Here is a 25,938-nt window from a genome sequence, read left to right as displayed (position 1 = left end):
TTCGGTAAAGAGAAAGGAAGAAAATCTAGTGAACATTGAACAACTCATCGAAGAAGCAAAAGCGGCAAGGGAAATGGCTTATACACCATACTCAAAATTTAAAGTAGGAGCTGCTTTGATAACGAATGATGGAAAAATTTATAAAGGCTGTAACATAGAAAATGCTGCATATAGTATGTGTAATTGTGCAGAGCGAACAGCTATTTTTAAAGCTTACTCAGAAGGAGATAAGCAGTATAAGGCGATAGCTGTAGTTGCGGATACGAAAAGACCAGTTCCACCCTGTGGGGCCTGTCGTCAAGTTATTGCAGAGCTTTGCCCGAAAGATATGAGAGTTATATTAACTAACCTACAAGGTGATATAGAGGAATTAACAGTATCAGAATTATTACCAGGTGCTTTTTCAGCGGAGGATTTACATGAATAAAAATGAATTCAAATCAGGTTTTGTTTCAATAATTGGAAGACCAAACGTAGGAAAATCAACGTTCATCAATCGTGTAATTGGTCAAAAAATTGCTATTATGAGTGATAAGCCACAGACAACACGAAACAAAATCCAAGGTGTGTACACAACAAACAATTCTCAAACAATTTTTATAGACACTCCAGGTATTCACAAACCAAAGCATAAACTTGGAGACTTTATGATGAAGGTCGCTCAGAATACGTTAAAAGAAGTTGATTTGATTCTCTTTATGATTAATGCTGAAGAAGGATTTGGTCGTGGTGATGAATTTATCATCGACAGACTGAAAGAAACAAAAACACCAGTATTTCTAATCATCAACAAAATTGATCAAATTCATCCTGACCAACTACTGCCTTTAATTAGTCAATATAAAGATATGTATCCTTTTAAAGAAGTAGTTCCAATTTCTGCACTTGAAGGTAATAATATCGATACCTTGTTAAAGCAAATTGATATGATTCTTCCAGAAGGTCCGCAATATTATCCAGCTGATCAAGTAACAGATCATCCAGAGCGGTTTATTATTACAGAGCTTATTAGAGAAAAGGTATTACATTTAACGAGGGAAGAGATACCGCATTCTATTGCTGTAGTGATGGATACACTGGAACGTCGGGAAAACAATCAATCTATATATGTAGGTGCAACCATTATAGTTGAGCGCGACTCGCAAAAAGGTATTGTCATTGGAAAACAAGGTAGTATGTTAAAAGAAGTGGGAAAAAGAGCTCGTGTTGATATCGAAGCATTGCTAGGTTCAAAAGTATTTTTGGAGTTATGGGTTAAGGTTCAAAAAGACTGGAGAAATAAAGCATCTCAACTTCGTGATTATGGATTTAGAGACGATGAATACTAAAATTTGAAATTCACTTTTGAAAAATTAGTGCACCTTATACAAAGATTCATGATTTTAGAGTATTCATTAAATTGATTAACAAATATTGTTTAACATGAAATGAAGAAGAAAAGGTCAAGATAAATATATGAAATTGGATATTGCTTGCTAGTCTTAACAACTGAAAGGTGGGGTTTTTTATGTTGGATTTTACCTGGAAGGTTTTTTCACAAACAGGTAGCATTGATACGTATCTTCTTTTTAAGGAAATGGAAAAGGAGAATGATGACGGACCCGATTATCAAGATGATGAACTAGCTGAAATAGATTTTCCAATTTCCTGATCTTGCCTGATACCTTTGGAAGGTGAAGGAAATTTGCTTCAAAAATGTGAAGGAATCGTAATCCGTTCTATTGATTATGGTGAGACAAACAAAATTATTACAATATATACGAGAGAGTTAGGAAAAGTTGGGGTTATGGCAAGAGGTGCAAAAAAACCAAATAGTCGCCTTACGTCAATTACCCAACTTTTTACGTATGGAACATTTATGTTTCAAAGATCGAATGGATTAGGAAGTCTCCAGCAAGGAGAAATTATCCATTCACTAAGAGGAATTAGAGAGGACATTTTCCTTACTGCATATGCCTCTTACATATCAGAATTATTAGATAAAAGTACTGAGAACACAGAGAGAAATCCTTATCTTTTTGAATTATTAAAACAAACACTTATCTATCTTGATGATGAAGTTGATCCTGATATATTAGTCAATATTTTCGAAATGAAAATGTTGTCTGTATTGGGATTGAATCCTCAGTTAGACAGTTGTACTGTTTGTGGTAATAAAGATGGAAACTTTCATTTTTCAATTAGAGAAGGTGGATTTATTTGTCACCTTTGTTATCAGAAAGATCCTTATAGACTACCTATCTCACCAATGACTGTAAAATTACTTAGATTATTTTATTATTTTGATTTAAACCGTTTAGGAAATATATCTGTTAAACCAGAAACAAAAAAGGAATTAAAAAATGTAATACAAGCCTACTATCAAGAATTTTCTGGTCTGACGATAAAATCAAAGCGTTTCTTAGATCAACTTGACTCATTAAAAGGCAAACTATAATAATTGACTTTTGATATCATTTCGATTAAGATGCAAATATAATTAAACGAATTATAATGCGTTGAAGGAAAGAAGTATTTACGTTCCCCAATGGAAGCGACCTTAGGATGGTGTAAGCTAAGGATTGGCACGTAAGGAAGGGCATTCCGGAGCAGGAATTTTTTAAAAGTGGCTTATTATATAAGCAAATAGGGTGGAACCGCGGGTATACTCTCGTCCCTATGTCATTTGTTTGGCATAGGGACGAGGGTTTTTTTGTGTTTAAAAAGCCGGTTGCTTGTTCTACAAATAATATTTTATTACTAACTAATGGAGGTGTTTTTGAATGAATATTCAAGAAATGATTTTAACGTTGCAAAAGCATTGGTCAGATCAAGGTTGTGTACTGATGCAGGCATATGATACAGAAAAAGGTGCAGGAACTATGAGTCCATACACATTTTTAAAAAGTATAGGACCTGAACCATGGAAGGTTGCTTATGTTGAGCCATCAAGACGACCTGCTGATGGCCGGTACGGAGAGAATCCTAATAGACTTTATCAGCATCACCAATTTCAAGTGATTATGAAACCATCCCCTGATAATATTCAAGAGTTATATTTGGATTCATTACGTGCATTAGGTATTGATCCTTTAAAGCATGATATTCGTTTTGTAGAAGATAACTGGGAAAATCCTTCTCTAGGTTGTGCAGGTTTAGGTTGGGAAGTATGGCTTGATGGAATGGAAATTACACAATTTACTTATTTCCAACAAGTTGGTGGTTTGGAATGTAAACCAGTTTCTGCTGAAATTACATATGGAATTGAAAGGCTCGCATCATATATACAAGATAAGGAAAATGTTTTTGATCTAGAATGGACAAAAGGCTACACAGTGAGAGATATCTTCTTAATGCCTGAATATGAGCATTCAAAATATACATTTGAAACATCTGATACTGATATGCTTTTTCAGTTGTTTTCTACTTATGAAAAGGAAGCTATTAGACAAATGGACGTGGGACTTGTACATCCAGCATATGATTATGTCCTGAAATGCTCACATACTTTTAATCTTTTAGATGCAAAAGGAGCTATATCTGTTACTGAGAGAACAGGATATATTGGACGGGTGCGAAACTTAGCGCGTAAAGTAGCTAAGACATTTTATGACGAAAGAGAAAAATTAGGATTCCCAATGTTACATGAGAAAGGAGGAGAACATAATGAGTAAGCAAGATTTATTAATAGAAATTGGATTAGAGGAATTACCAGCTCAATATGTCACACCTTCTATGAATCAGTTAGAAGATAAAATAACAAAATGGCTTGAAGAAAAAAAGCTATCTCATGGAGAAGTAAAAACATTTTCAACACCAAGAAGATTAGCAGTCCAAATAAAAGATGTGGCTGATAAGCAACCTGATATTGAAGAGGAAGCAAAAGGTCCAGCTAAAAAGATTGCTTTAGATGGTGAAGGAAATTGGTCTAAAGCTTCAATTGGTTTTACTAAGGGGCAAGGTGCATCAGTTGAGGATATTTACTTTAAAGAAATAAATGGTGTAGAATACGCACATGTCCAAAAACATATAAAAGGTCAAGAAACGAAAACTTTATTAATCGAAATGAAGCAATTAATTATTGGCTTAACTTTCCCTAAAAATATGCGATGGGGAAGCAATGATTTACGATATATCAGACCAATTAAATGGATTGTAGCACTATTTGGAAATGATGTTATTCCATTTGAGATTGCAGGTATTGAGACAGGTTCATATACGTATGGACATCGCTTTCTAGGAAATAAAGTGGAGGTTGCTTCTCCGTCTCTATATGAAGCAGCTTTGTTAGAACAATTTGTTTTAGCTGATCCTGTTAAACGTAAACAAGCAATTACGTCTCAGCTTTCAGAAATTGAAGCTGAACAAAAGTGGATTATTCCAATCGATGAAGATTTACTCGAAGAAGTTAATAATTTAGTTGAATACCCTACTGCTTTATTTGGAAAGTTTGAATCTGAGTATTTAACATTACCAGATGAAGTTCTAGTTACTAGTATGAAGGAACATCAAAGATATTTTCCTGTAAGAAATCAAGAAGGTGAGTTACAGCCTTTCTTTGTTACTGTGAGAAATGGTGACCATAATCATCTTGAAAATGTAGCTCGAGGAAATGAAAAGGTATTACGAGCTAGATTATCTGATGCGAATTTCTTTTACAAAGAAGACCAAAAACTTAAGATTGAAGATGCAGTACAGAAATTAGATAAAATTGTCTTTCATGAAGAATTAGGAACTTTAGGAGAAAAAGTTAAGCGTGTTGTTAAGCTATCTGAAACACTTGCTAATCAGCTACAAATTAATTCTGAAGGAAAAGAAGATATTAAACGTACAGCATCTATTTGTAAATTTGACTTGGTTACTCATATGGTATATGAATTTCCTGAACTACAAGGTAAAATTGGTGAGAAATATGCTAGGATTTCTGGAGAAAAAGAAACAGTTGCTGCTGCAATAAATGAACATTATATGCCAAGACATGCAGATGATGCTGTACCTTCTTCAGATATTGGTGCTATTGTTTCTTTAGCTGATAAACTTGATACAATTACAGGGTTTTTTGCGATAGGCAAAATACCAACAGGCTCTCAAGATCCTTATGCATTAAGACGACAAGCAAGCGGAATTGTACAAATATTACGCTCAAAGAACTATAAACTAGAACTTCCTCAATTATTCAGCTCAGCGCTTGAGTTGTTTGGTGATAAAGTCTCACCAGATACTAAAAAAGAAATGGTAGCATTCTTCAAACTACGATTAAAATACCTTCTAGCGGAGGATTCTATTCGCCATGATTTAATAGATGCTGTTCTAGAGTCATCTTACCTTGAGGTAACGTCATTAACTGAACGTGCAAGATTACTAAAACATGCTTCAGATCAACAAGAATTTAAGGAAACAATTGAAGCACTAGCACGTGTTATGAATATCGCTAAAAAAGGTAGTGCACAAGAAATCAATGAGTTGTTATTTGAATCAGAGTATGAAAAAAAGCTATATGAGGTGTACAATATTTCATCAGAAAAAATAGCTGGTTATAAAGAAGTAGGTCAAGAGGAAGAAATTTTTAAAGTGCTAGCCAGCTTAAAGCCAGTTATTAATGATTATTTTGATCATACGATGGTCATGGCTGAGGACGCAAAAATTAAAGAAAATCGTTTAGCTCAAATGGTAGCTATTTCAGAGTTGATTGAGTCATTTGCTAAAATGAATGTAATTTTAGTGAAATAATTAAACTACTGTAAACGAAGAAAAGAACTGTCTACTAATAAGTCAGTTCTTTTTTCGTATGCTAAAACAAATTGCTTTTCAAATCCCATAGAAAGTATATAATAATTTTATATAGTATAACCTATTGTCTAACTGATTATATTCATTTAGTCAGATAATACCGATTGACGAATTGATTAATTAATAATCAGCTTACTTTTGCAATTTTCCCGAAAAAATATAAGATAGAAAATAATTCAGATATGATAATTAAAAATGAAGTTTATATTTATGAATGTAATTTGGAAAGGCTCTTTTCTGAAAGATTGTTGCTAATAATCGTTAATATTTGTTGTAACCAGTGTGTTATTGCATAAAAGGGGCGATTTGTAGAAGAAAAGATGCCACTAGACTTTATACAAAGTTGTTTTCATCAGGATTCAAAAAGCAACAAAGTTTACGAAAACAGCCTTTGGAAAAAAGTTTTTTAAAGTAAGGTGGTGAGTCAAATAGAGCTTAATAAACGTCAAGAGAAAATTGTGGAGATAGTAAAAGGAAATGGACCGATAACAGGGGAACAAATAGCAGATCAGTTAAATTTAACGAGAGCAACATTGCGCCCGGATTTAGCTATATTAACGATGACTGGGTACTTAGATGCCCGGCCACGTGTAGGATATTATTTCACTGGTAAAAAAAATAATCAGCTTCTAACAGATGAGCTAAAGAAATTGAAGGTTAAGGACTATCAATCTATTCCAATTGTTGTGAGTGTAAATGTTTCAGTATATGATGCGATTTGTACGATGTTTTTAGAGGATGTAGGAACATTGTTTGTTGTTGATGATCAATCGATTTTAGTTGGAGTGCTATCACGAAAAGATTTATTACGTACAAGTATTGGCAAACAAGAATTAACAACAATACCTGTTAATATTATAATGACAAGAATGCCTAATATTACAGTTTGTAGACACGAAGATTTAATTTTAGATGTTGCACATGTTTTAATAGATAAGCAAATCGATGCGTTACCAGTTGTAAAGGATACAGAAAAAGGATTAGAGGTAATTGGAAGAGTAACAAAAACAAATATGACAAAAATACTGGTTAGCCTTGCAGTGGAATAAAAGCAGCTAGCAAACGGAAATGGGGATATAATAAATGAGTTATCGATTAATTTATGTTGTATCTGATTCAGTAGGAGAAACAGCAGAGCTGGTTGTTAAGGCAGCTGCAAGCCAATTTAACGGAGCGTCAGCCAATACGAAAATTAAAAGAATTCCATATGTCGAAGACAAAGGTACTATATTAGAGGTTATTTCATTAGCGAAACAGGACCACGCTATTGTTTGTTTTACAATGGTTGTTCCTGAATTAAGAGATTATTTAATGGAGGAAGCGAATAAACAAGGTGTTGTTTATTACGACATTATCGGTCCTTTAATAGATAAGATGGAAACTTCATATGGTATTTCAGCAAAATATGAGCCAGGCCGTGTTAGAAAACTAGATGATGATTATTTTAAGAAGGTGGAGGCGATTGAATTCGCCGTCAAATATGATGATGGACGAGATCCAAGAGGTATTTTAAAAGCCGACATCGTATTAATAGGTGTTTCAAGGACGTCAAAAACACCATTGTCACAATATCTCGCTCATAAGCGCTTTAAGGTTGCGAATGTACCGATTGTACCAGAAGTTGAACCACCAGAGGAATTATATAAAGTTTCAGCACAAAAATGTATTGGTCTTCGAATCATGCCTGAGAAATTAAATCATATCCGAAAAGAAAGATTGAAATCATTAGGATTGAATGATGAAGCCTTTTATGCAAATATTGACCGAATACGAGAAGAACTAGATTATTTTGATAAAGTAGTAAATCGAATTGGTTGTCAAGTTGTAGATGTTTCAAATAAAGCTGTTGAAGAAACAGCAAATATCATTGCGAATTTCATGAATAAGCAAAATGGCAATTTTTAAAGAATTTGTGGGTGACTTATTGGTAATTAACTATTAACATAAGTCACCCATATTTTTTATGGTGAAAAAATCATTTCTAAGAAGCTTCCTTTGCGAAAAAAACTTACCGTATGAAGGTGTGATTGACCCAAGGGGTTTACTCTTTTCTAAATTATTAGTACTTAAATGGGGATTAGTTGCTTATACTTAGATTTAGGAGAAAAAAACAATAGAAATTTGACGAACTTTGTATTATAATAAAAAATTGTGATAAAAAGTTATTTTTTAGGTTTAGAACTTGACATCTAGGAATAAACTATTAATTGTAAACTGTCAAGAAATACACAGAAATAATTTTCGACAAAAAAGGATTTTCGTTCTTTTTCTAGAATATTAACTTACAGTAGTATTGTTAAGAAGGATTATCCCGGAGTGATGTAGAATAATGAACTATGCCGAAAAAAATATAGGGATTTATGTTGATGCTGATGCTTGTCCAGTCAAGCAGGAAGTAATGGATATTGCAGGGAAGTATAAAATAGATGTTACTTTTGTAGCATCCTATAACCATAGTTCTGATAAAACATATGGTGGAAAATGGGTGTTTGTAGACACTGGTAAAGAAGAAGCAGATTTATACATAGTCAATCATGTAAATAAACATGATATTGTTATTTCACAAGATATTGGTTTAGCAGGTTTATTGCTAAGAAAAAATGTTATTGTCGTTACTCCTCGGGGTAAACAATATACAGAAGCTAATATTGAATCAGCCCTGCAGTTTCGATATTTATCAGCTATGGAGCGTCGTAGTGGTAAGTACACTAAAGGTCCAAAAAAGTTCACTGCTGAAGATACAATAAATTTTATCACAACAATCGAAAAAATTTTGTCGAAAGTTGCAGGAGATTTTAAATAAATATTGAATATCTCTATTACGGAGTTGTTAGTATGGGAAATCGAATTCCCGAAGAATTAATCGAGAAAATCCAACGAACTTCTGACATTGTTGATGTGATAAGTGAATATGTTCAACTGAAGAAACAAGGACGTAACTATTTTGGCTTATGTCCATTTCATGGAGAAAAGTCCCCTTCGTTTTCAGTTTCAGCTGATAAACAGATTTTTCACTGCTTTGGTTGTGGTGCGGGTGGGAATGTTTTTTCCTTCTTAATGCAGCATGAGAATTATTCTTTTATAGAAGCTGCCCAACACGTTGCTGATAAAGTTGGCATTGAGTTACCTACCGAAATCACAGCAAATGATCAGGAGCGCAATATTCCTAAAGATGCTGAGAAAATGATCGAAGCTCATGAACTCTTAAAGAAATTTTACCATCATTTATTGGTAAATACAAAAGAGGGTCAAGAAGCATTAGATTATTTATTGAATAGAGGCTTTACTCGAGAAACAATTGATACATTTGAAATTGGTTATGCACTTGATTCTTGGGACTTTATATCAAAATTCTTGGTAAAAAGGGGTTTTAGTGCTGATTTAATGGAGGAAGCTGGATTATTAGTCAAGAAAAATAATTCTGATGACTATTTTGATCGCTTTCGAAATAGAATTATGTTTCCTATAACAGATCATCATGGTATGACAATTGCGTTCTCAGGGAGAGTGCTCGGAGACGAGAAGCCAAAGTATCTGAACAGCCCTGAAACAAAAATATTTAATAAGAGCAAGATACTCTATAATTTTCACAGAGCTAGGGTACATATTCGTAAAAATCAACAAGCTGTTCTTTTCGAAGGCTTTGCTGATGTTATATCTTCTTCTAGATCTGGTGTAGAGAATGCTATAGCAACAATGGGAACTTCGCTAACTGAAGAGCAGGCAAAAATTTTAAGAAGAAATGTATCAGAGATTGTGATTTGTTATGATTCAGATTCTGCAGGAATAGAAGCAACGAATCGAGCAGCTAAGATCTTACAGAGTGTTGGATGTCATATAAACGTTGCGATGATTCAAGATGGTTTAGACCCTGATGACTACATCAAAAAGTACGGCTCTGAAAAGTTTAAAAACGATGTAATAGGGGCAAGTGTACCTCTAATGACGTTCAAGATGAGCTATTACAGAAGAGGCAAAAACCTCCAAAATGAAGGCGAACGATTCCAATACATTGAGAATATTCTTGGTGAGGTCAGCCAATTAAAAAGTGCAGTTGAAAAGGAAATCTATTTGAAGCAGCTTTCTAAAGAATTTGATTTATCAATGGATGTTCTAAAAGAACAGCTTAACCAGAAGAAGCCTAAACAAGAATCTGATCATTCTTCAAATGTAAAAAAGGTTCCACAACAGGTGAAGCGCAACCCAATTGCAAGGAAAAGCCTGTTACCAGCCTTTCACACTGCAGAACGAATGTTAATTGGTTATATGCTAAGAAGTAAGGATCTGTCTCAAAAGGTATTAGAACGACTTGGACTTCAATTTAATATTGAAGAGCATAAAGCTATTGTTACTTATCTATATGGTTTTTATGAAGAAGGAAATGAGGAAAATGTTAGTTCGTTTCTTTCAAGATTACCAAATGCAGAATTACAAGATATTGTATCCAACATTGCGATGATTACATTAAACACTGAAGTAAGCGAACAAGAGTTATCAGATTGTATAAAACAGGTGTTGAATCATCAAAAAATGTTAATGATAAAAGAAAAAGAAGCTGTTAAAAATGAAGCTGAAAGAAATAAACAGTTCAAAGAAGCAGCTCAAATAGCAATGGAAATTATTCAATTAAAACAAGCTTTAAAGTCATAAAAAGTAAGCTGAAGTGAAGAGGTAAGTATTAATAAGTGTGTTACCTATAACACATTCAAGATATATCAAATATACCGCTACACAGAAATCCAGTGGCTTATCTTATAACTTGGTAAGTTTGGAAGGAGGGGTTCCTATGGCTGATAAACAGACCCATGAAACGGAAGTAACCTTTGAACAGGTGAAAGACCAATTAACAGAAATCGGGAAAAAACGTGGAGTATTAACATACGAAGAAATCGCAGAGCGTATGGCAAACTTCGAAATAGAATCAGACCAAATGGATGAGTATTATGAATTTTTAGGTGAACAGGGTGTTGAATTGTTAGGTGAAGCAGGAACAGAGGCTGATCCCAATGTTCAAGAGCTGGCAAAAGAAGAAGAATTTGATTTAAATGATTTGAGTGTACCACCAGGCGTTAAAATAAATGACCCTGTACGTATGTACTTAAAAGAGATCGGTCGGGTAGATCTTTTATCTGCAAACGAAGAAATTAATCTTGCTAAACGTATTGAAGAAGGTGACGATGAAGCAAAGCGAAGACTTGCAGAAGCAAATCTAAGACTTGTTGTAAGTATTGCTAAACGATATGTTGGTCGTGGAATGCTTTTCCTTGATTTAATTCAAGAAGGTAATATGGGTTTAATGAAAGCTGTAGAAAAGTTTGATTATAGAAAAGGTTATAAATTTAGTACGTATGCAACATGGTGGATACGTCAAGCAATTACACGTGCTATAGCAGATCAGGCACGTACAATTCGTATTCCAGTTCATATGGTTGAGACGATCAACAAATTAATTAGAGTTCAACGTCAGTTACTTCAAGATCTTGGAAGAGAACCAACTCCAGAAGAAATTGGAGAAGACATGGAACTAACTCCTGACAAGGTTAGAGAAATCCTTAAGATTGCTCAAGAACCTGTTTCACTTGAAACACCAATTGGTGAGGAAGATGACTCACACTTAGGTGATTTCATTGAAGATCAGGACGCAACTTCACCTTCTGAACATGCTGCATACGAACTGCTGAAAGAACAGCTGGAGGATGTACTTGACACGTTAACAGATCGTGAAGAAAATGTATTGCGCCTGCGTTTTGGTCTAGATGATGGCAGAACCAGAACTCTTGAAGAAGTTGGTAAGGTGTTCGGTGTAACTCGTGAGCGTATTCGTCAAATAGAGGCAAAGGCGCTTAGAAAGTTACGTCACCCTAGCCGTAGTAAACGTCTAAAAGACTTTTTAGAATAGAAGGCGGACTTATGTCCGTCTTTCAGTTTGTAATAATATAACTTACTCTGACATATACACGATGATGTGAAACAACTTAAAATTTATCATTTACAAGCCATATATGTCTTCTTTAAAATAAGAGTAACAATGATTAAGGATGGCTAAGATGGATAAAGATAAAAAAAACATTATAATCAATGAAATTCATCAATGGAAAGACAATAAACTTTTACCTGAAACCTATTGTGACTTTTTGTTAGCTCTCTATACTGAAGGCAACCAAGAAAATAATGAACATGTTGAAGTGAAAAAAAAGAAAAAAAGAATATCCTTAATTGATGGCTTTTTATATGCTTTTATTATGATCTTAGTAATAGCATCTCTTTTTACTAATTTTACTGAAATTACCTACTTAATGCAAATGGTTATCCTAAGTTTTTTACTCATTGGATCTTCACTTGTTACCGCTTACTTTATTAGAAAAGGCAAATCTTTTCAAGGGCCTTTAAGCTTAACTTTTATACAATTATTAATTTCCTCCATTGCATTATCTGATTTTTTTGCAAGCGGAAATGATTTTATACTAGGATTGATCGTTATTAGTAATTGTCTAGTCTGGTTAACTTTTGGTGTTATTTTAAGAATTCTTTATCTATCTATAAGTGGAATATTAGGTATAGCTGTTTTTGTAGTTGCTATTATATTATAATGAATTTTAGTAGGTTAAGTATGTCAATAAAGATTTATGAAGTTTGCTCATAAATGTCTGTTTTTTGTCTAAAGTGTGAAAAACATAAAGATGTTATAAGATAGGTCTTTTACTTATCATAAAATTACAGTAAAATAGAGGTTGTTTATAAAGACTATTTTCGCAAACTTTGTTGCTTTTTAATTACTTGTAGAAATAGCTGTTTATAGATACTTGTTGCATCTCTTCTTTAATAAATGGTACTATTATGTGATGAAAACAATGTTTCTACTGACGATTTTAGCTATTATTATAGCAGCAATCTTTACAGAAAAGAGCTCTTATAAAAAACAAGTGTACTTATGAAACTTATCTATTAGTACTATGCAGTAAACCTATTACCTACACAAAGAAAACGCTCTATTAGTTCAAATGACTGAGAAGTAAAACTCAGAATATGATTTCTAATAGCGACATTAGTTGGGATTTTAGTCCACTAATGGAAGATTCACATTTACATAAGGGAGGTTACATGATGAATCGCAATCCACTTATTCCATTTTTATTAATCGCACTCTTAGGAATCGGCCTTATGTTTCTTTTATCATTCAAAGGTCTTGGCGATCATGAAGAATTAGCAAATGGGGAAGAAGAACCAAAAACAGAGGATGTTGCAAATGCATCTCCGGAAGAAATTTACCAGCAAAACTGTATTACTTGCCATGGTGAAAACTATGAAGGTGGCGCAGGTCCAGCACTAGTTGGTATTGGTGACAATTTGAGTGTAGATGAAATAAAGAAAACACTTAAAGAGGGTAAAGGAATTATGCCAGCTAATCTAGTTCCAGATGAGAAGTTGGATGAAATGGCAGAGTGGGTATCACAAATTAAGTAAGTTTTATTTGAGAACCGCGTATCCAATTACTATTAATTAATGTTAATTATCGTAAATAAAAGAAAAGTCCTTTGCTTCTGTGAAGGACTTTTTTTATACTTTATAGCATGTACTTACCCTATCCAGCTAAAAACTACAGCAAGAATAAAGGTGTTTATAATTTAGCTAAATTGAATACCTTAAAGATAAATCACATTCTATAGAAATTTGGTGACATAAATGAATGAAATGAACCTATCGAAAAGACTTGAAACAGTAGCTCGATTTATACCAGAAAACGCAGTGATGGCAGATATTGGATCAGATCATGCCTATCTTCCTTGCTTTTCAATTTTACAAGGTAAAGCTAGATTAGCAATTGCCGGGGAAATTACTTCTGGACCTTATGAATCAGCAAAAAATCAAGTAATAAAAACTGAACTTCAAAATGTTATTTCTGTAAGACAGGGAGATGGTCTATCAGTTATCAAAGAAGAAGATCAAGTTGATTGTATTACAATTGCTGGTATGGGTGGAGGTTTAATAAAGAAAATACTTGAAGAAGGAAGTTCAAAGCTTACTACTGTTAAAAGATTAATTTTACAGCCTAATATTCACTCTATTTATATAAGAGAATGGCTAGTAGAAAACAATTGGGAACTTGTTGATGAAGAAATTATTGAAGAAGATGATAAAATTTATGAAATACTTGTAGCTGAAAAAGGTAATACAAAAAAACCTTATAAAGGTGTATCTTTTCATGCTGGTCTTCTATTAGGACCAATTTTAATTGCTAAAAAAACAGATGTTTTTAAGAAGAAGTGGCTCCATGAGAGTACTCATTGGAAGGCAATCATTAAACAGCTTGAGCAATCAGGACATACATATAATAATAATGAAAAATATAGAGATTTAACTGAGAAAATTAAGCTTGTTGAGGAGGTTTTAGAATCTTGAAAAAATCACCAAATGGATTTGAGGTCATTCAATTATTTGAACAATTTTCTCCAAAAGCCTATGCAGTAGAGGGAGATAAAATAGGGCTACAAATTGGTACATTAAATAAGAAGATACATAATGTTATGATTACCCTAGATGTTGTTGAATCAGTGATTGATGAAGCAATTGAGAAAAGCGTTGATTTGATTATTGCTCACCATCCTCCAATTTTTAGAGCGATAAAAAAACTTACAACCGATTCTACATATGGAAAAATGATTGAGAAGTGTATAAAGCATAACATTGCCATTTATGCAGCACACACTAACTTAGATATAACAAATGGTGGAGTGAATGATCTATTAGCGCAAGCTCTTGGCTTATCACAACTGGATGTACTTGTTCCGACTTATGAGGACAAGTTAAAGAAGTTAGTAGTATTTGTACCTTCAACACATGAAAAGCAGCTTAGAGAAGCGTTAGGAGAGGCTGGTGCAGGACATATAGGAAACTACAGTCATTGTACATTTGCTACAGAAGGAGAAGGTGGGTTTTTACCGCTTGATGGTACTAATCCATATATAGGTAAAAAGGGAAATTTAGAATATGTTTCTGAATCTAGAATTGAGACAGTGTTTTCAACATCAATAGAGAAGAAAGTGATTCAAGCAATGCTAAAAGCACATCCCTATGAAGAGGTTGCTTATGATATTTATGCTCTCGATCAAAAAGGATTAACTCTAGGTCTAGGAAGAATAGGCGTTTTACCAGAAGAATTAACACTTGCAGAATTTGCGGAACATGTTAAAAAATCTCTTGAGGTAGAGCGAGTTCGATTGGTTGGAGATCCGAGTAGTAAGATCAAAAAAGTTGCAGTTTTAGGTGGAGATGGTAATAAGTATATACAGCAAGCGAAATTTAAGGGAGCAGATGTATATGTAACAGGAGATTTGTATTTCCATGTTGCACATGATGCACTTATGATGGATTTGAATGTGGTTGATCCTGGACACCATGTTGAGAAGGTTATGATTAAGGGAGTATCAGCTAAACTTAGTTCTATGTGTATTGATAAGAACTTTGATGTTGATATTTTTGGATCTGAAATTGATACAAATCCGTTTAAGTTTATTTGATTGTTATATTTCACAACAGAGTTGTGCTTAGCACACTCTTTTGTTTTTACAGAGATAGAACCAAATATACAAAGAGGATGTCTCATTAAGAAAGTTTTAGCAGACTAAACCAATATGTTTACTCTCTTTGCGTAACTTTTTGAGACATCCTCTTATTTATTTATTTTTAATTTTAACTTTAGGTAATATTTTTGATAAAGGAATTTCATGATTTAAAACCCAAGTTGTATCATCTTCAGGGTTAAATTGTTCAAGAAATTGTATGACCTTTTTTGTAATTGGTGTAGGTGTGGAAGCTCCTGCCGTTACAGCAACAGTTTTTACATCTTTTAACCATTCTAGCTTTAATTCACTTAAGTCAGAAATTCGATAGGCTGTTGTACCAGCAATTTGTTCTGATACTTGTGCTAATCGATTAGAATTGTTACTCTTCGGATCTCCAACAACGATTGTTAAATCAGCTTCGCCTGCTTGCTCTGCAACAGCTTCTTGGCGAACTTGTGTTGCTAAGCAAATTTCCCGATGAACTTCAACATGAGGAAACCTTTCCTTTACTAGTTCCATTATATCGGCTACATCCCACTGACTCATCGTTGTTTGATTCGTAACGATGATTTTTTCACTATCTATATTAAGTTGTTCAACATCCTCAATCGTTTCTACAAGATGCACAACATGTGGTGCAACACCTACGGCACCCTCAGGCTCTGGATGGTTTTTCTTACCAATGTAGATTATGTGATAGCCCTGGGCTTCTTTTTCACGAATTAAATCATGTGTTTTTGTTACGTCAGGACATGTTGCATCAAGTGTGATGAGACCCTTTGCTTTCGCAATTTCCCTAACCTCTGGAGAAACTCCATGAGCAGTAAAAACAATTGTACCTTTATCAACTTTTTCTAAAATCTCTAAACGGTTATTACCATCTAGAGTGATAATACCATCTTCTTCAAAAGCATCTGTAACATGTTTATTATGAACAATCATTCCTAAAATGTAGATTGGTCTTGGTAAAGTTTTATCTAAAGCGGCGTTTTTTGCGATTACCATTGCATCAACAACACCATAACAATATCCACGAGGTGCGATTTTTATAACGTTCATTTATATTGCCTCCTTAAGAGATCACATCGAGAGTTTTTAGTACATGGAAAAAAAGCCGTAAAAACGGCTCTTTACTCTCACAATCTCTTAATATTATATCGAAGATTGGGGTAGATTACAAAGAGGAATAATTAGATATACATTTTAGGCATCGAGTTTTTGGAGGAAGTAGAACGTTTTTTGGGTTTACTTGCTGATCCTGCTTGATCAGAATTACTTTTTACATCTGAATCATTTTTAGCAGTATTTGCTTTTTTCTTCGTTTTTCCTTTTTGCGAAGTTGTTTTGCTAACACCTTCTGTTTCTGAATTGTTTTCAACCGATTGGTCAGCTTTAACATCTTCATCTGTTGTTGATTGCTCAGCATCACTTGAACTATTCAATTCACGGTAAATTTTCATCATAGCTGGCAAATTTTTTACAAGTGGACCATACTGTTGAACCATAGGAGTAACCTGCTGTGCCATCCCTAACATTTTTTGTACATTACCGAGCATACCGGAGATATTAGATGGATTCATAAGTCCTTGTAGTGAGCCAGTAGCCCTTGAAGCACTAGTTGCTGCATTGGCTGCTCCTGTAAATGCTTGTGGATTAACAGCACCGCCTGCAACACCTTGTGAGCTTCCAGGCATTATACGAGAGAGTATACCTTTTAATCCTCCTCCACCACCTCTTGAAGCTACTTGTTGACCAATTTGCTGGCCACCACCCATAAATGAGCGTTGAAATGGTTGTTGACTTATAGGGAATTGCCCCTGTTGTGGGAGAAAACCTCTAGGATTCATAGGAGGCATAGGTCTTTGTTGAAACATGTAAATCCTCCTTTCAAAGTACATATACCTAACATAGACTATGCATTCTAACAGCTAATGGTTCTTCTTTACCTTTACGCTATTTTAAAGGTTAGTGTGTTTGTATGTTAACGTATGAGGCACTAATCTTCAGAGGAAAGTGAATATCTTTAACGAAAATGAAGAAGATTGTTTAACTGCGTTTTATTTTTAAAGGATGAACAATTCCAGGTATACGTAGCTACTGGTAAAATCTAGTTTGAGTTTTTCAGTGTATCGGTTATAATGTAATGATGGATTGATAAGGTACACTTGGGAAATAAAGGTGATTCTTATCTTAAAGGAGATGAAACGGATGGAGTCTACAAAATTCGAACGGTTTTCATTAAAGCCGTTTATAATAGAAGCATTAAAAAAGGAATTGAAGTTTTCTGAACCAACTGAAATACAGGAGAGAGTGATCCCGTCAATTTTAAATGGTGAAAGTGTTATTGGACAATCTCAAACAGGTACAGGTAAAACACATGCTTACTTGCTTCCACTACTCAATAAAATTGATACTGAGAAAAAAGAAGTTCAACTTGTTATTACAGCCCCAACTAGAGAACTAGCCATTCAAATCTATAATGAAGTAAATAAAGTTATTCCTTTTTCAAATGAGGAGATAACATCTAAATGTTTTATTGGTGGAACTGATAAGCAGCGTACTATAGAAAAATTAAGAAACCAGCCACAAATTGTTGTTGGAACACCTGGTAGAATCAAGGATTTAGTTCAAGAAAATGCTCTTATTATCAATAAAGTAAAAGCCCTTGTTGTCGATGAAGCAGATTTAATGCTTGATATGGGATTTATTAAAGAAGTTGATATGGTTGCTGGTCAAATGCCGGAGAATCTGCAGATACTCGTATTCTCTGCAACAATTCCAGAAAAATTAAAACCTTTCTTGAAAAAATACTTAGCAAATCCACGTTTTACACATGTTGCTCCTAAACAAGCAACAGCTGCTAAAATAGAACATGTTCTAGTACCTACCAGACATCGAGATAAAATGAAGTTAGTTCATGATATTCTTGTATCATTTAATCCGTTTGTAGCAATTGTTTTTACAAACACGAAGAAAAAAGCTGATGAAGTTGCCGATTATTTATTAGAAAAAGGCTTAAAAGTAGGACGTATTCATGGAGATTTATCTCCTCGTGATCGTAAAAAGATGATGAAACAGATAAATGATTTGGAATTTCAATATGTTGTTGCTACAGATTTAGCAGCCCGTGGGATTGATATAAAAGGTGTAAGTCATATCATTAATTATGAAATACCAACAACAGAACTCGATTTCTACATCCATCGTGTTGGACGAACAGCACGTGCTGGTAGTTCAGGAATTGCAGTAACGCTTTTTGAAACTTCTGATGAAGATGCTTTAAATAAATTAGAAAAATTAGGTGTTGAGTTTGTTAATAAAGATCTTGTCGGTGGAGAATGGAAAGATCTTGAAGATCGCAAACGACGTCAAAATAGAAAAAGAGTAACTGATGATGCTGATGCTTTGGCGAAAAGTATTGTACAAAAACCTAAAAAAATAAAGCCGGGCTATAAAAAGAAAATGGGTCGCGAAATGGAACAAATTAAAAAAAGAAAGAGAAGACTTGATCGAAAAGGTAAGTAAGTATAGGGGGAAGAGTTATGCTTAAAATAGGATCACATGTTTCCATGAGTGGGAAAAAAATGCTATTAGCCTCTAGTGAGGAAGCTGTCTCTTATGGATCAAATACATTTATGATATACACTGGTGCACCTCAAAACACGAGAAGAAAGAAAATTGAAGATCTAAACATTGAAGCAGGACAAGCTCATATGAAGGAAAATGGAATAGAGGAAATTATTGTACATGCTCCTTATATTATCAATATTGGAAACTCAACAAATCCAGCAACTTTCCAATTGGGTGTCGATTTCCTTCGTTCAGAAATTGAGCGTACACATGCTTTAGGTGCAAAACAAATTGTTTTACATCCTGGTGCCCATGTTGGTGCTGGAGCTGATGTTGGCATTCAGAAAATCATTGAAGGCCTAAATGAAGTTCTCGAACAAAACCAAGAGGTTCAAATAGCGTTAGAAACAATGGCTGGTAAAGGCTCTGAATGTGGTCGTTCATTTGATGAATTAGCCAAAATAATTGATGGAGTTACACATAATCAACATCTATCAATATGTTTTGACACGTGTCATACACATGATGCTGGATATGATATTGTAAATAACTTTGATGATGTATTGAAAGAGTTTGATTCGATTATTGGAATCGATCGTCTAAAGGTACTTCATATCAATGATAGTAAAAATCCAATGGGTGCTAGTAAGGATCGTCATGAGAATATTGGTTTTGGACATATTGGTTTTGAAGCGTTAAACTCAATTATTCACCATCCGTCATTAATGGATGTTCCAAAAATACTTGAAACACCATTTGTTGGTGAAGATAAAAAGAATAAGAAAGTTCCATATAAATATGAAATTAACATGTTTAAAGACAAAACATTTGATAAAGGTTTATTGGAGAAGATTGCTAATCAATAATAAGAAGGTAAAGTCAGTTCTTAACAGGAACTGACTTTTATTTTTGATGAAACGATAAGTAGTTGATGGAAAATATGTTAATTTTATTAATTTGTGAACTTCTGGAAAATTTGATTAACTTGTTGAGCTGTTTGTGGAGATGTAATCTTTGCAATTTGAGTTAATAGCTGTTTTCTTTCATTAACATTGAATATATTTATATTTTTCCCATTCATCGATTTCACGACTTGAGCTGCTTGAGTTTTCTCTATAGAAACATTAAACTGTTTGGCATATTGCATGAGTTCCTCTACTGATATATTGTTGAGCTTCTGATTAATTATTTTTTGAAATAACACCATTATCAAACCTCCTCTCACACAATGTATGAAGTTTCTTTGATAAGGTGCAGATTTTTTTACCGATTTTTCTCTTTACATTTTTTGAAGAAGTGAGTATAATTTTTATGTTATAAGTTAGATATTATTTATAGATATTAAATCGGAACGATTCTTAATTTGTAGGAGATGAAGTTCAATGAATCAACCTGTTATTGAGATAAATAATCTTAATTTCACATATGAACGTACAAAAGTGTTAGAAGATATTAATCTAACTGTAGAACAAGGAAGCTTTTTAGGGTTGGTTGGTCCAAATGGATCTGGAAAAACAACATTGTTGAAATGTTTATTAGGTTTATTAAAGCCACAGAATGGTGAGGTCAAGCTGTTTGGTCAACCAATTCAAAAATTTAAAAACTGGCATGAAGTAGGGTTTGTTTCACAAAAAGCAAATAGCTTTAATACTGGTTTTCCAGCTTCAGTTTTTGAGGTTGTTTCAAGTGGATTAACATCTAAGCTTGGTTTATTTACATTCTTGGGAAAGAAGGATCGTCAAACAGTACTTAATGCCATTGAAGCTGTTGGGTTAAAGGAATTTACAAAACGTAATATAGGAGAGCTCTCCGGTGGTCAGCAGCAAAGAGCCTTTATTGCAAGAGCGATAGTAAGTGAGCCAAAATTATTAATTTTAGATGAACCAACTGTAGGTGTGGATGCACAAACAGTTCAAAACTTTTATGAAATGCTAATGAAGCTGAATAGACAAATGGGGATAACGTTGATTTTGGTTACACATGATGTTGGAACGATTACAGATAAAGTGACTCATGTTGCTTGTATTAATAAGCATCTTCATTTTCATGGCAAATCAGAAGAATTTGAATCACTTAAAGAAGATGAAATGTCAGATTTTTATGGCCATTCTGTACACGTGTTAACACACTCCCATTAATGGAGGATATGAAAAATGTTTAGCAGTCTTTTTGAATATGAATTTTTACAAAATGCATTTATGTCAGGACTATTAATAGGTCTAATTGCACCACTTCTTGGTGTTTATGTGGTTGTTAGAAGAATGTCATTAATAGCTGATGCTCTAAGTCATGTCACCCTAGCTGGGATTGCAGCAAGTTTACTTTTAGAAAAAAAGTTCACAGCATTTGCAGGGTTAAATCCAATTTATCTTGGTATGGGTTTTTCAGTAGTAGGTTCATTACTTGTAGAAAAATTACGAGCGGTTTATAAGCATTATCAAGAACTAGCGATTCCAATTATTTTATCAAGTGGAGTAGGAATTAGTGTTATCTTTATTTCTCTTGCAGATGGATTTAATACAGATTTATTTAGTTATTTATTTGGAAGCATTAGTGCAGTAAGTCGCACAGATTTATATGTAATCATTGCTGTTTCTGTTTTTGTTATAGCGATCATTTTCCTGTTATATAAAGAGCTGTTTCTTTTATCGTTTGATGAAGAACATGCTACAGCATCAGGTATAAATGCAAAGTGGATTCATTTTATTTTTATCTTACTTGTAGCATTAGTTATTGCTAGTTCTATGAGGATTGTTGGGATCTTGCTTGTATCATCATTAATGACTTTACCGGTTGCAGCTAGTATTAGAATTGCAAAGGGCTTTAAGCAAACAATCTTCTTTTCTGTACTATTTGGTGAAATATCTGTTATTATTGGATTATTCCTATCCTATTATTTAGATTTAGCACCAGGGGGAACAATTGTCATATTATCCGTATTTATCTTAGTAATAACAATTTTATGGACTAAATTTACAAAGGGGAAAGTTTCATGAATGTTCAAGAAGCTCTCGACTTACTGAAAGAAAAAGGCTATAAATATACAAGTAAAAGAGAAGAGATGTTGCAGTTATTTGCAGATTTTGATAAATATCTAACAGCAAAAGATGTTTTGGAATCGTTAAAAGATGATTATCCTGGATTAAGCTTTGATACGATTTATCGAAACTTATCTCTATTTGCTGATTTAGGCATTTTTGAAATGACTGAATTATCCGGAGAAAAACATTTTAGATTTACTTGTGATTCGAAACATCATCATCATCATTTTATTTGTCTTAAATGTGGTAAAACTAAAGAAATTCCTGGTTGTCCGATGTCCCAACTACAAGGAAACTTATCAGGTTATGATATAAGTGGACACAAGTTCGAAGTGTATGGTAAATGTCCGCAATGTCATTAAAATATGTATGTCTTACAGAATGTGAAAAGGGCTCTGACTTATGTCAGAGCCTTTTATCTTTTATAAAATCTTTACTTCATACCATTGATTTACCCAATTTTTCGCTTCTAACCAGTTATTAACACGAATAACATCCTTGGGAATTGGGTCTTGATTGTAAGGTGTATTAAATAAGATAACAGGAATATTATGCTCTTCGCTAATCATACATGCGTTATCATGCTTGTCTTCAAAAAAGATAGATATGTTATTATTTTTAACAGCTTCCAGCTTATTATGAGTTCCGATTAATTCAATGTGATGGTAATAAAGATCTTTGTCTTTAAACCAATTATAAGTAATGTCTTCTAAATGTTTTCTCCTTGCACTAATAAATAGAAGCTTATGTTGATCTTTCCATTCATCTAATACAATTTTAGCATGATGAGCAAGTGGTGCTTCCTTGTAGATTATAGGTTCAAATTCATCCATCCATTTCCAAAAATCAGCTTCAGTAATATTTAAGATCTTTGTTAGGTCATATTGTTTTAAATCATGATATGTTAGTGATTGATTGAATGATTTATTTAAATAAGGTACAAAAGTTTGTGGATCAGTTACAGTCCCATCAATGTCTATTCCAAGTCGCAACATAAGTAAGTCTCTCCTTTAATTAAATCCTAGTACATAGTGTACCATAATGGCTTTTTAAACGAACAGAAAAGTTTTACAGTTATAGTTCTTTACTTATAGCTCATAATAATAAATGCTCCTTTACATTAGAAAGGAAGGGATCTTAATGGCAGACGAAAATAAGTTCAATGAACAAGAACGTGATCGTTTTGATAACCCTAATTACAAGGGAATTACGCCACTAGATCGAGAAATTGAGTCTGATTATGAAACAGAATCAGCTGCGGAAATTGCGGCTCCAATTAATATGAGAAATGAATATGCTAATGTTAACACAGAGGCAGATGAAGTGGCAGGAGAGGGTAGAGGAATGGGCTTTTTAGCTCTTGCTTTATCGATTATCTCATTATTTATTTTACCTGTAATTTTAGGAGCAGCAGGTATTATCGTTGGCTTTATTGCAAGAAGAAGGGGAGCAACTGGTACTGGTGCATGGGCAATAGGTATTGGTGCAGTATCAATTATCCTTGGAATTTTTATCACACCATTCTTTTAAATGGTAAAGGTTAAATGAAAGGGATTGACCATTTGCTGGTCAATCCCTCATTTTTGGTATATTCCTAAAAGGAGGATGATTGGTATGAAAGACAAGAAGGCAATAGCTACTCATAATGGAGTAAATGAGACCATTTTTGAAAAAGAAGCTACTGAGGCAAATATGGCTATTCAAAATCAATTTTACGGAGAGAAACATCTAGAAGATGATATTGATACTTCTTTATCAATGAATAGTAATATTGGGGCAGTTCTCCTACCTGAGGAACATGAAGAAGAATAGTGTAGTGTAACGAGTGAAATAAAAATAAGGAATCGGTTGAAACCGATTCCTTATTTTTATTATGAATTTAATTTTTCTTTTTCAGCTGCTTGTTTTGCATAATGTTCTTCAGCAATTTTATCAATTTCTTTTTTAAGTTCTTCTACCATTGTTTCTTCAGGTACTTTACGAACGATTTGACCTTTTCGGAATAATAGACCTTCACCGCGTGCTCCTGCAATACCAATGTCAGCTTCACGTGCTTCTCCTGGTCCATTAACTGCACAACCTAACACAGCAACTTTAATAGGAGCTTTAATTTTTGAAATATATTCTTCTACCTCATTTGCAATGCTAATTAAATCAATTTCGATTCGTCCACATGTAGGACAAGAAATCAAAGTAGCCGCATTTGCTGCTAAACCAAAGGACTTCAATAATTCTCTAGCAACTTTTACTTCCTCAACTGGATCGGCGCTTAAAGAAATACGTAAAGTGTTACCAATTCCCTTGTTTAAGATAACTCCTATTCCAGCAGCACTTTTTACAGTACCTGCAAACAATGTACCTGATTCGGTAATACCTAAATGTAAAGGATAATCAAAAGCTCTAGCTGCTTTTTCATAAGCTTCAACTGCTAAATTAACGTCAGATGCTTTCATTGAAACGATAATATCATGGAAGTCTAGATCTTCTAGAATTTTTATATGATGAAGTGCACTTTCAACCATTCCATCTGCTGTTGGATAGCCATACTTTTCTAGAATTCTTTTTTCAAGTGAACCAGCGTTAACACCTATTCTAATCGGAATTTTACGTTCTTTGGCAGCTTTAACAACTGCCTCAACTTTTTCTTTTCTCCCAATATTACCTGGATTAATTCTGATTTTATCTGCTCCACCTTCGATTGCTTTTAGAGCAAGCTTATAATCAAAATGAATATCGACCACTAGTGGAATATTAATACGTTTTTTTATATCTGCAATAGCATTTGCTGCACGTTCATCAGGACATGCTACACGAACAATTTGGCAGCCAGCTTCTTCTAATCTGTTTATTTCAGCAACAGTAGCTTCGACATCATGTGTTTTTGTTGTTGTCATACTCTGTATAACAACCTCATTATTTCCACCAATTGTTAAGCTTCCCACTTTTACTGGACGGGTTTTTGTACGATGTATGATTTCACTCACGTGTAAATCGCTCCTTAAAAATAAGTTTATTGCTTTTTGAAACTACAAAAATGAAATGAACTTTAAACATGCTATAAAATTTGTACTCCAAAACTCATTTTACAGGGAGGCTTACTAAAAGACAAGGAACAACTATTGTTTATAATTTGGAAAGCGATATATTTTTCCGGTTATGATTGAGTTTGCTTTTGTATCAGAATTAAGCTCTTCAAAATCCTTACTTATTTGTTCAATAGATGCAGGCAACATATTATGATATTTTTCAATGATTGTTAAGACTGTGTCACCTTGTTGGACCTTCTGCTCAAAATAATCGATTTTAGTGGTTGTAGATGTTGATGTTGGGTTTACAACAGGAATTGTTTTGTTATCTGAAGCAGCTTGACTGACTGCAGGAAGAGTACCAATTTGAAAGTCATAGTAGATGATATAACAAAGAAATAGACCAATTAATAAAAGGGAAAGTCGCTTCAAGATAATTTCCTCCAATTTTTTTTAATAAACTTCTATATTCTATGCTTGTCCTAACAAAATATGTCAGGGAAAAGCCGAATTTTATTAATTGGAGTTAATATTTAAGGCTGTTTCCATAAACTTTGTTGTTTTTATAATCATGTTGGAACCAACTCTGTATAAGGTCTAGTGGTATTTTTTCTTTTACAAATTGCACCTTTTATGCGATAAAACACTGGTTACAACAGATAATGACGTCTATTAGCCACAATCCTTCAAAAAAAGAGCCATATTTAATAAGCTTCACAAGAATTTTATAACGGCAGTCAATACAAAAAGTTTGAGAGGAGGTTTTAACATGAAGAGTTAAAAAGGATTCAAGAAATGATTATAAAAAGAATTAGAGAAAAAGACTCAAACACCTTTAAAGCGGTAAAATCTGTTATCTAAAATTATTAAAAATATTCACAGTAATATAAACAAAAACCTTGGAAGTTGAACTGCACCCCAATTGTTAGACACCATCTAACAATCGGAGGTGCAGTTTTTCTATGGCCA

At 33.6% G+C, this 25,938-nt stretch carries 27 protein-coding genes, 1 pseudogene and 1 other annotated feature; of the genes and pseudogenes, 22 read left to right on the top strand and 6 right to left on the bottom strand.

Going from position 1 to position 25,938, the window contains the following annotated elements; genetic code table 11:
* Nucleotides 1-13: 13 nt before the first annotated feature.
* The 15 genes and pseudogenes from FS935_RS13050 to FS935_RS12980 form a co-directional block, all read left to right on the top strand.
* Nucleotides 14-427: pseudogene (locus FS935_RS13050) on the top strand (cytidine deaminase); the annotation flags it as partial.
* Nucleotides 420-1,328 carry a GTPase Era gene (gene era / locus FS935_RS13045; RefSeq protein ID WP_146949055.1) on the top strand — a complete coding sequence of 303 codons (909 nt, stop codon included), beginning with the start codon at nucleotides 420-422 and terminating at the stop codon, nucleotides 1,326-1,328. The pseudogene FS935_RS13050 and the gene era, both read left to right, overlap by 8 nt.
* A gap of 179 nt (nucleotides 1,329-1,507) precedes the next feature.
* On the top strand, nucleotides 1,508-1,651 hold the full coding sequence (locus FS935_RS13040; RefSeq protein ID WP_146949054.1) for a YqzL family protein: 144 nt from the start codon (nucleotides 1,508-1,510) through the stop codon (nucleotides 1,649-1,651).
* Between the two features lie 33 nt (nucleotides 1,652-1,684).
* Complete coding sequence (gene recO / locus FS935_RS13035) at nucleotides 1,685-2,437, top strand: DNA repair protein RecO (RefSeq protein WP_146949053.1); 753 nt, start codon at nucleotides 1,685-1,687, stop codon at nucleotides 2,435-2,437.
* Nucleotides 2,438-2,489: 52 nt separating this feature from the next.
* Nucleotides 2,490-2,661: a binding site (T-box leader), on the top strand.
* A gap of 101 nt (nucleotides 2,662-2,762) precedes the next feature.
* A complete protein-coding gene (gene glyQ / locus FS935_RS13030) occupies nucleotides 2,763-3,653 on the top strand; it encodes a glycine--tRNA ligase subunit alpha (protein ID WP_146949052.1) in 891 nt (296 codons plus the stop codon).
* A complete protein-coding gene (gene glyS, locus FS935_RS13025; protein ID WP_146949051.1) occupies nucleotides 3,646-5,709 on the top strand; it encodes a glycine--tRNA ligase subunit beta in 2,064 nt (687 codons plus the stop codon). The genes glyQ and glyS overlap by 8 nt, the downstream gene beginning before the upstream one ends.
* Before the next feature lie 479 nt (nucleotides 5,710-6,188).
* The gene (gene ccpN, locus FS935_RS13020; RefSeq protein WP_146949050.1) at nucleotides 6,189-6,818 is read left to right on the top strand and encodes a transcriptional regulator CcpN; all 630 of its coding nucleotides are present in this window, start codon (nucleotides 6,189-6,191) and stop codon (nucleotides 6,816-6,818) included.
* A 34-nt stretch (nucleotides 6,819-6,852) separates the two neighbouring features.
* On the top strand, nucleotides 6,853-7,674 hold the full coding sequence (locus FS935_RS13015; protein ID WP_146949049.1) for a pyruvate, water dikinase regulatory protein: 822 nt from the start codon (nucleotides 6,853-6,855) through the stop codon (nucleotides 7,672-7,674).
* A 424-nt stretch (nucleotides 7,675-8,098) separates the two neighbouring features.
* The gene (locus tag FS935_RS13010; protein ID WP_146949048.1) at nucleotides 8,099-8,572 is read left to right on the top strand and encodes a YaiI/YqxD family protein; all 474 of its coding nucleotides are present in this window, start codon (nucleotides 8,099-8,101) and stop codon (nucleotides 8,570-8,572) included.
* A 32-nt stretch (nucleotides 8,573-8,604) separates the two neighbouring features.
* Nucleotides 8,605-10,419, top strand: a complete 1,815-nt coding sequence (dnaG, locus tag FS935_RS13005) for a DNA primase (RefSeq protein ID WP_146949047.1) — start codon at nucleotides 8,605-8,607, stop codon at nucleotides 10,417-10,419.
* A gap of 136 nt (nucleotides 10,420-10,555) precedes the next feature.
* Nucleotides 10,556-11,668: an RNA polymerase sigma factor RpoD gene (gene rpoD, locus FS935_RS13000; protein WP_146949046.1), complete on the top strand. Its 1,113-nt coding sequence runs from the start codon at nucleotides 10,556-10,558 to the stop codon at nucleotides 11,666-11,668.
* A gap of 148 nt (nucleotides 11,669-11,816) precedes the next feature.
* Entirely contained in the window at nucleotides 11,817-12,359 is a 543-nt protein-coding gene (locus tag FS935_RS12995) for a hypothetical protein (protein ID WP_146949045.1), read from the top strand.
* A gap of 514 nt (nucleotides 12,360-12,873) precedes the next feature.
* Complete coding sequence (cccA, locus tag FS935_RS12990; protein ID WP_146949044.1) at nucleotides 12,874-13,233, top strand: cytochrome c550; 360 nt, start codon at nucleotides 12,874-12,876, stop codon at nucleotides 13,231-13,233.
* A gap of 219 nt (nucleotides 13,234-13,452) precedes the next feature.
* The gene (locus FS935_RS12985; protein WP_146949043.1) at nucleotides 13,453-14,169 is read left to right on the top strand and encodes a tRNA (adenine(22)-N(1))-methyltransferase; all 717 of its coding nucleotides are present in this window, start codon (nucleotides 13,453-13,455) and stop codon (nucleotides 14,167-14,169) included.
* Complete coding sequence (locus FS935_RS12980) at nucleotides 14,166-15,287, top strand: Nif3-like dinuclear metal center hexameric protein (protein WP_146949042.1); 1,122 nt, start codon at nucleotides 14,166-14,168, stop codon at nucleotides 15,285-15,287. The genes FS935_RS12985 and FS935_RS12980 overlap by 4 nt, the downstream gene beginning before the upstream one ends.
* Nucleotides 15,288-15,443: 156 nt before the next feature.
* Here the strand turns inward: FS935_RS12980 and FS935_RS12975 are convergent, their stop codons facing one another.
* Nucleotides 15,444-16,391 carry a 4-hydroxy-3-methylbut-2-enyl diphosphate reductase gene (locus FS935_RS12975; RefSeq protein WP_146949041.1) on the bottom strand — a complete coding sequence of 316 codons (948 nt, stop codon included), beginning with the start codon at nucleotides 16,389-16,391 and terminating at the stop codon, nucleotides 15,444-15,446.
* Nucleotides 16,392-16,522: 131 nt separating this feature from the next.
* Nucleotides 16,523-17,206 (bottom strand): VrrA/YqfQ family protein, encoded by a 684-nt coding sequence (gene vrrA, locus FS935_RS12970; protein ID WP_158638606.1) that lies wholly within the window; start codon nucleotides 17,204-17,206, stop codon nucleotides 16,523-16,525.
* Between the two features lie 334 nt (nucleotides 17,207-17,540).
* Between vrrA and FS935_RS12965 the strand changes: the two genes are divergently transcribed.
* Complete coding sequence (locus tag FS935_RS12965) at nucleotides 17,541-18,857, top strand: DEAD/DEAH box helicase (protein WP_146949039.1); 1,317 nt, start codon at nucleotides 17,541-17,543, stop codon at nucleotides 18,855-18,857.
* A 17-nt stretch (nucleotides 18,858-18,874) separates the two neighbouring features.
* The gene (locus FS935_RS12960) at nucleotides 18,875-19,768 is read left to right on the top strand and encodes a deoxyribonuclease IV (protein WP_146949038.1); all 894 of its coding nucleotides are present in this window, start codon (nucleotides 18,875-18,877) and stop codon (nucleotides 19,766-19,768) included.
* A gap of 86 nt (nucleotides 19,769-19,854) precedes the next feature.
* Here the strand turns inward: FS935_RS12960 and FS935_RS12955 are convergent, their stop codons facing one another.
* Nucleotides 19,855-20,109 carry a DUF2624 domain-containing protein gene (locus tag FS935_RS12955; protein WP_146949037.1) on the bottom strand — a complete coding sequence of 85 codons (255 nt, stop codon included), beginning with the start codon at nucleotides 20,107-20,109 and terminating at the stop codon, nucleotides 19,855-19,857.
* A 175-nt stretch (nucleotides 20,110-20,284) separates the two neighbouring features.
* Between FS935_RS12955 and FS935_RS12950 the strand changes: the two genes are divergently transcribed.
* Genes FS935_RS12950 through zur form a run of 3 tightly spaced genes read left to right on the top strand, consistent with a single transcriptional unit; the run spans nucleotide 20,285 to nucleotide 22,305 of the window.
* Complete coding sequence (locus tag FS935_RS12950; protein ID WP_146949036.1) at nucleotides 20,285-21,040, top strand: metal ABC transporter ATP-binding protein; 756 nt, start codon at nucleotides 20,285-20,287, stop codon at nucleotides 21,038-21,040.
* A gap of 15 nt (nucleotides 21,041-21,055) precedes the next feature.
* Nucleotides 21,056-21,898 carry a metal ABC transporter permease gene (locus FS935_RS12945; protein WP_146949035.1) on the top strand — a complete coding sequence of 281 codons (843 nt, stop codon included), beginning with the start codon at nucleotides 21,056-21,058 and terminating at the stop codon, nucleotides 21,896-21,898.
* Nucleotides 21,895-22,305 (top strand): zinc uptake transcriptional repressor Zur, encoded by a 411-nt coding sequence (gene zur / locus FS935_RS12940; protein ID WP_146949034.1) that lies wholly within the window; start codon nucleotides 21,895-21,897, stop codon nucleotides 22,303-22,305. The genes FS935_RS12945 and zur overlap by 4 nt, the downstream gene beginning before the upstream one ends.
* A 60-nt stretch (nucleotides 22,306-22,365) precedes the next feature.
* Here zur and FS935_RS12935 read toward each other — a convergent pair whose 3' ends face one another.
* A complete protein-coding gene (locus FS935_RS12935) occupies nucleotides 22,366-22,938 on the bottom strand; it encodes a hypothetical protein (protein WP_146949033.1) in 573 nt (190 codons plus the stop codon).
* Between the two features lie 145 nt (nucleotides 22,939-23,083).
* Between FS935_RS12935 and FS935_RS12930 the strand changes: the two genes are divergently transcribed.
* Together FS935_RS12930 and FS935_RS12925 are read left to right on the top strand one after the other, a co-directional pair.
* Nucleotides 23,084-23,473, top strand: a complete 390-nt coding sequence (locus FS935_RS12930) for a DUF4190 domain-containing protein (protein ID WP_146949032.1) — start codon at nucleotides 23,084-23,086, stop codon at nucleotides 23,471-23,473.
* 84 nt (nucleotides 23,474-23,557) lie between these two features.
* Nucleotides 23,558-23,755, top strand: a complete 198-nt coding sequence (locus FS935_RS12925; protein ID WP_146949031.1) for a hypothetical protein — start codon at nucleotides 23,558-23,560, stop codon at nucleotides 23,753-23,755.
* A gap of 59 nt (nucleotides 23,756-23,814) precedes the next feature.
* Here the strand turns inward: FS935_RS12925 and ispG are convergent, their stop codons facing one another.
* A complete protein-coding gene (gene ispG / locus FS935_RS12920) occupies nucleotides 23,815-24,927 on the bottom strand; it encodes a flavodoxin-dependent (E)-4-hydroxy-3-methylbut-2-enyl-diphosphate synthase (RefSeq protein WP_146949030.1) in 1,113 nt (370 codons plus the stop codon).
* Nucleotides 24,928-25,059: 132 nt separating this feature from the next.
* Entirely contained in the window at nucleotides 25,060-25,401 is a 342-nt protein-coding gene (gene yqfZ, locus FS935_RS12915) for a protein YqfZ (protein ID WP_146949029.1), read from the bottom strand.
* Nucleotides 25,402-25,938: the final 537 nt, after the last annotated feature.

Origin of the sequence: Metabacillus litoralis, from assembly GCF_007994985.1 — a bacterium.
Taxonomy (GTDB): domain Bacteria; phylum Bacillota; class Bacilli; order Bacillales; family Bacillaceae; genus Metabacillus; species Metabacillus litoralis.
This window is presented reverse-complemented; position numbering and strand designations above follow the sequence as displayed.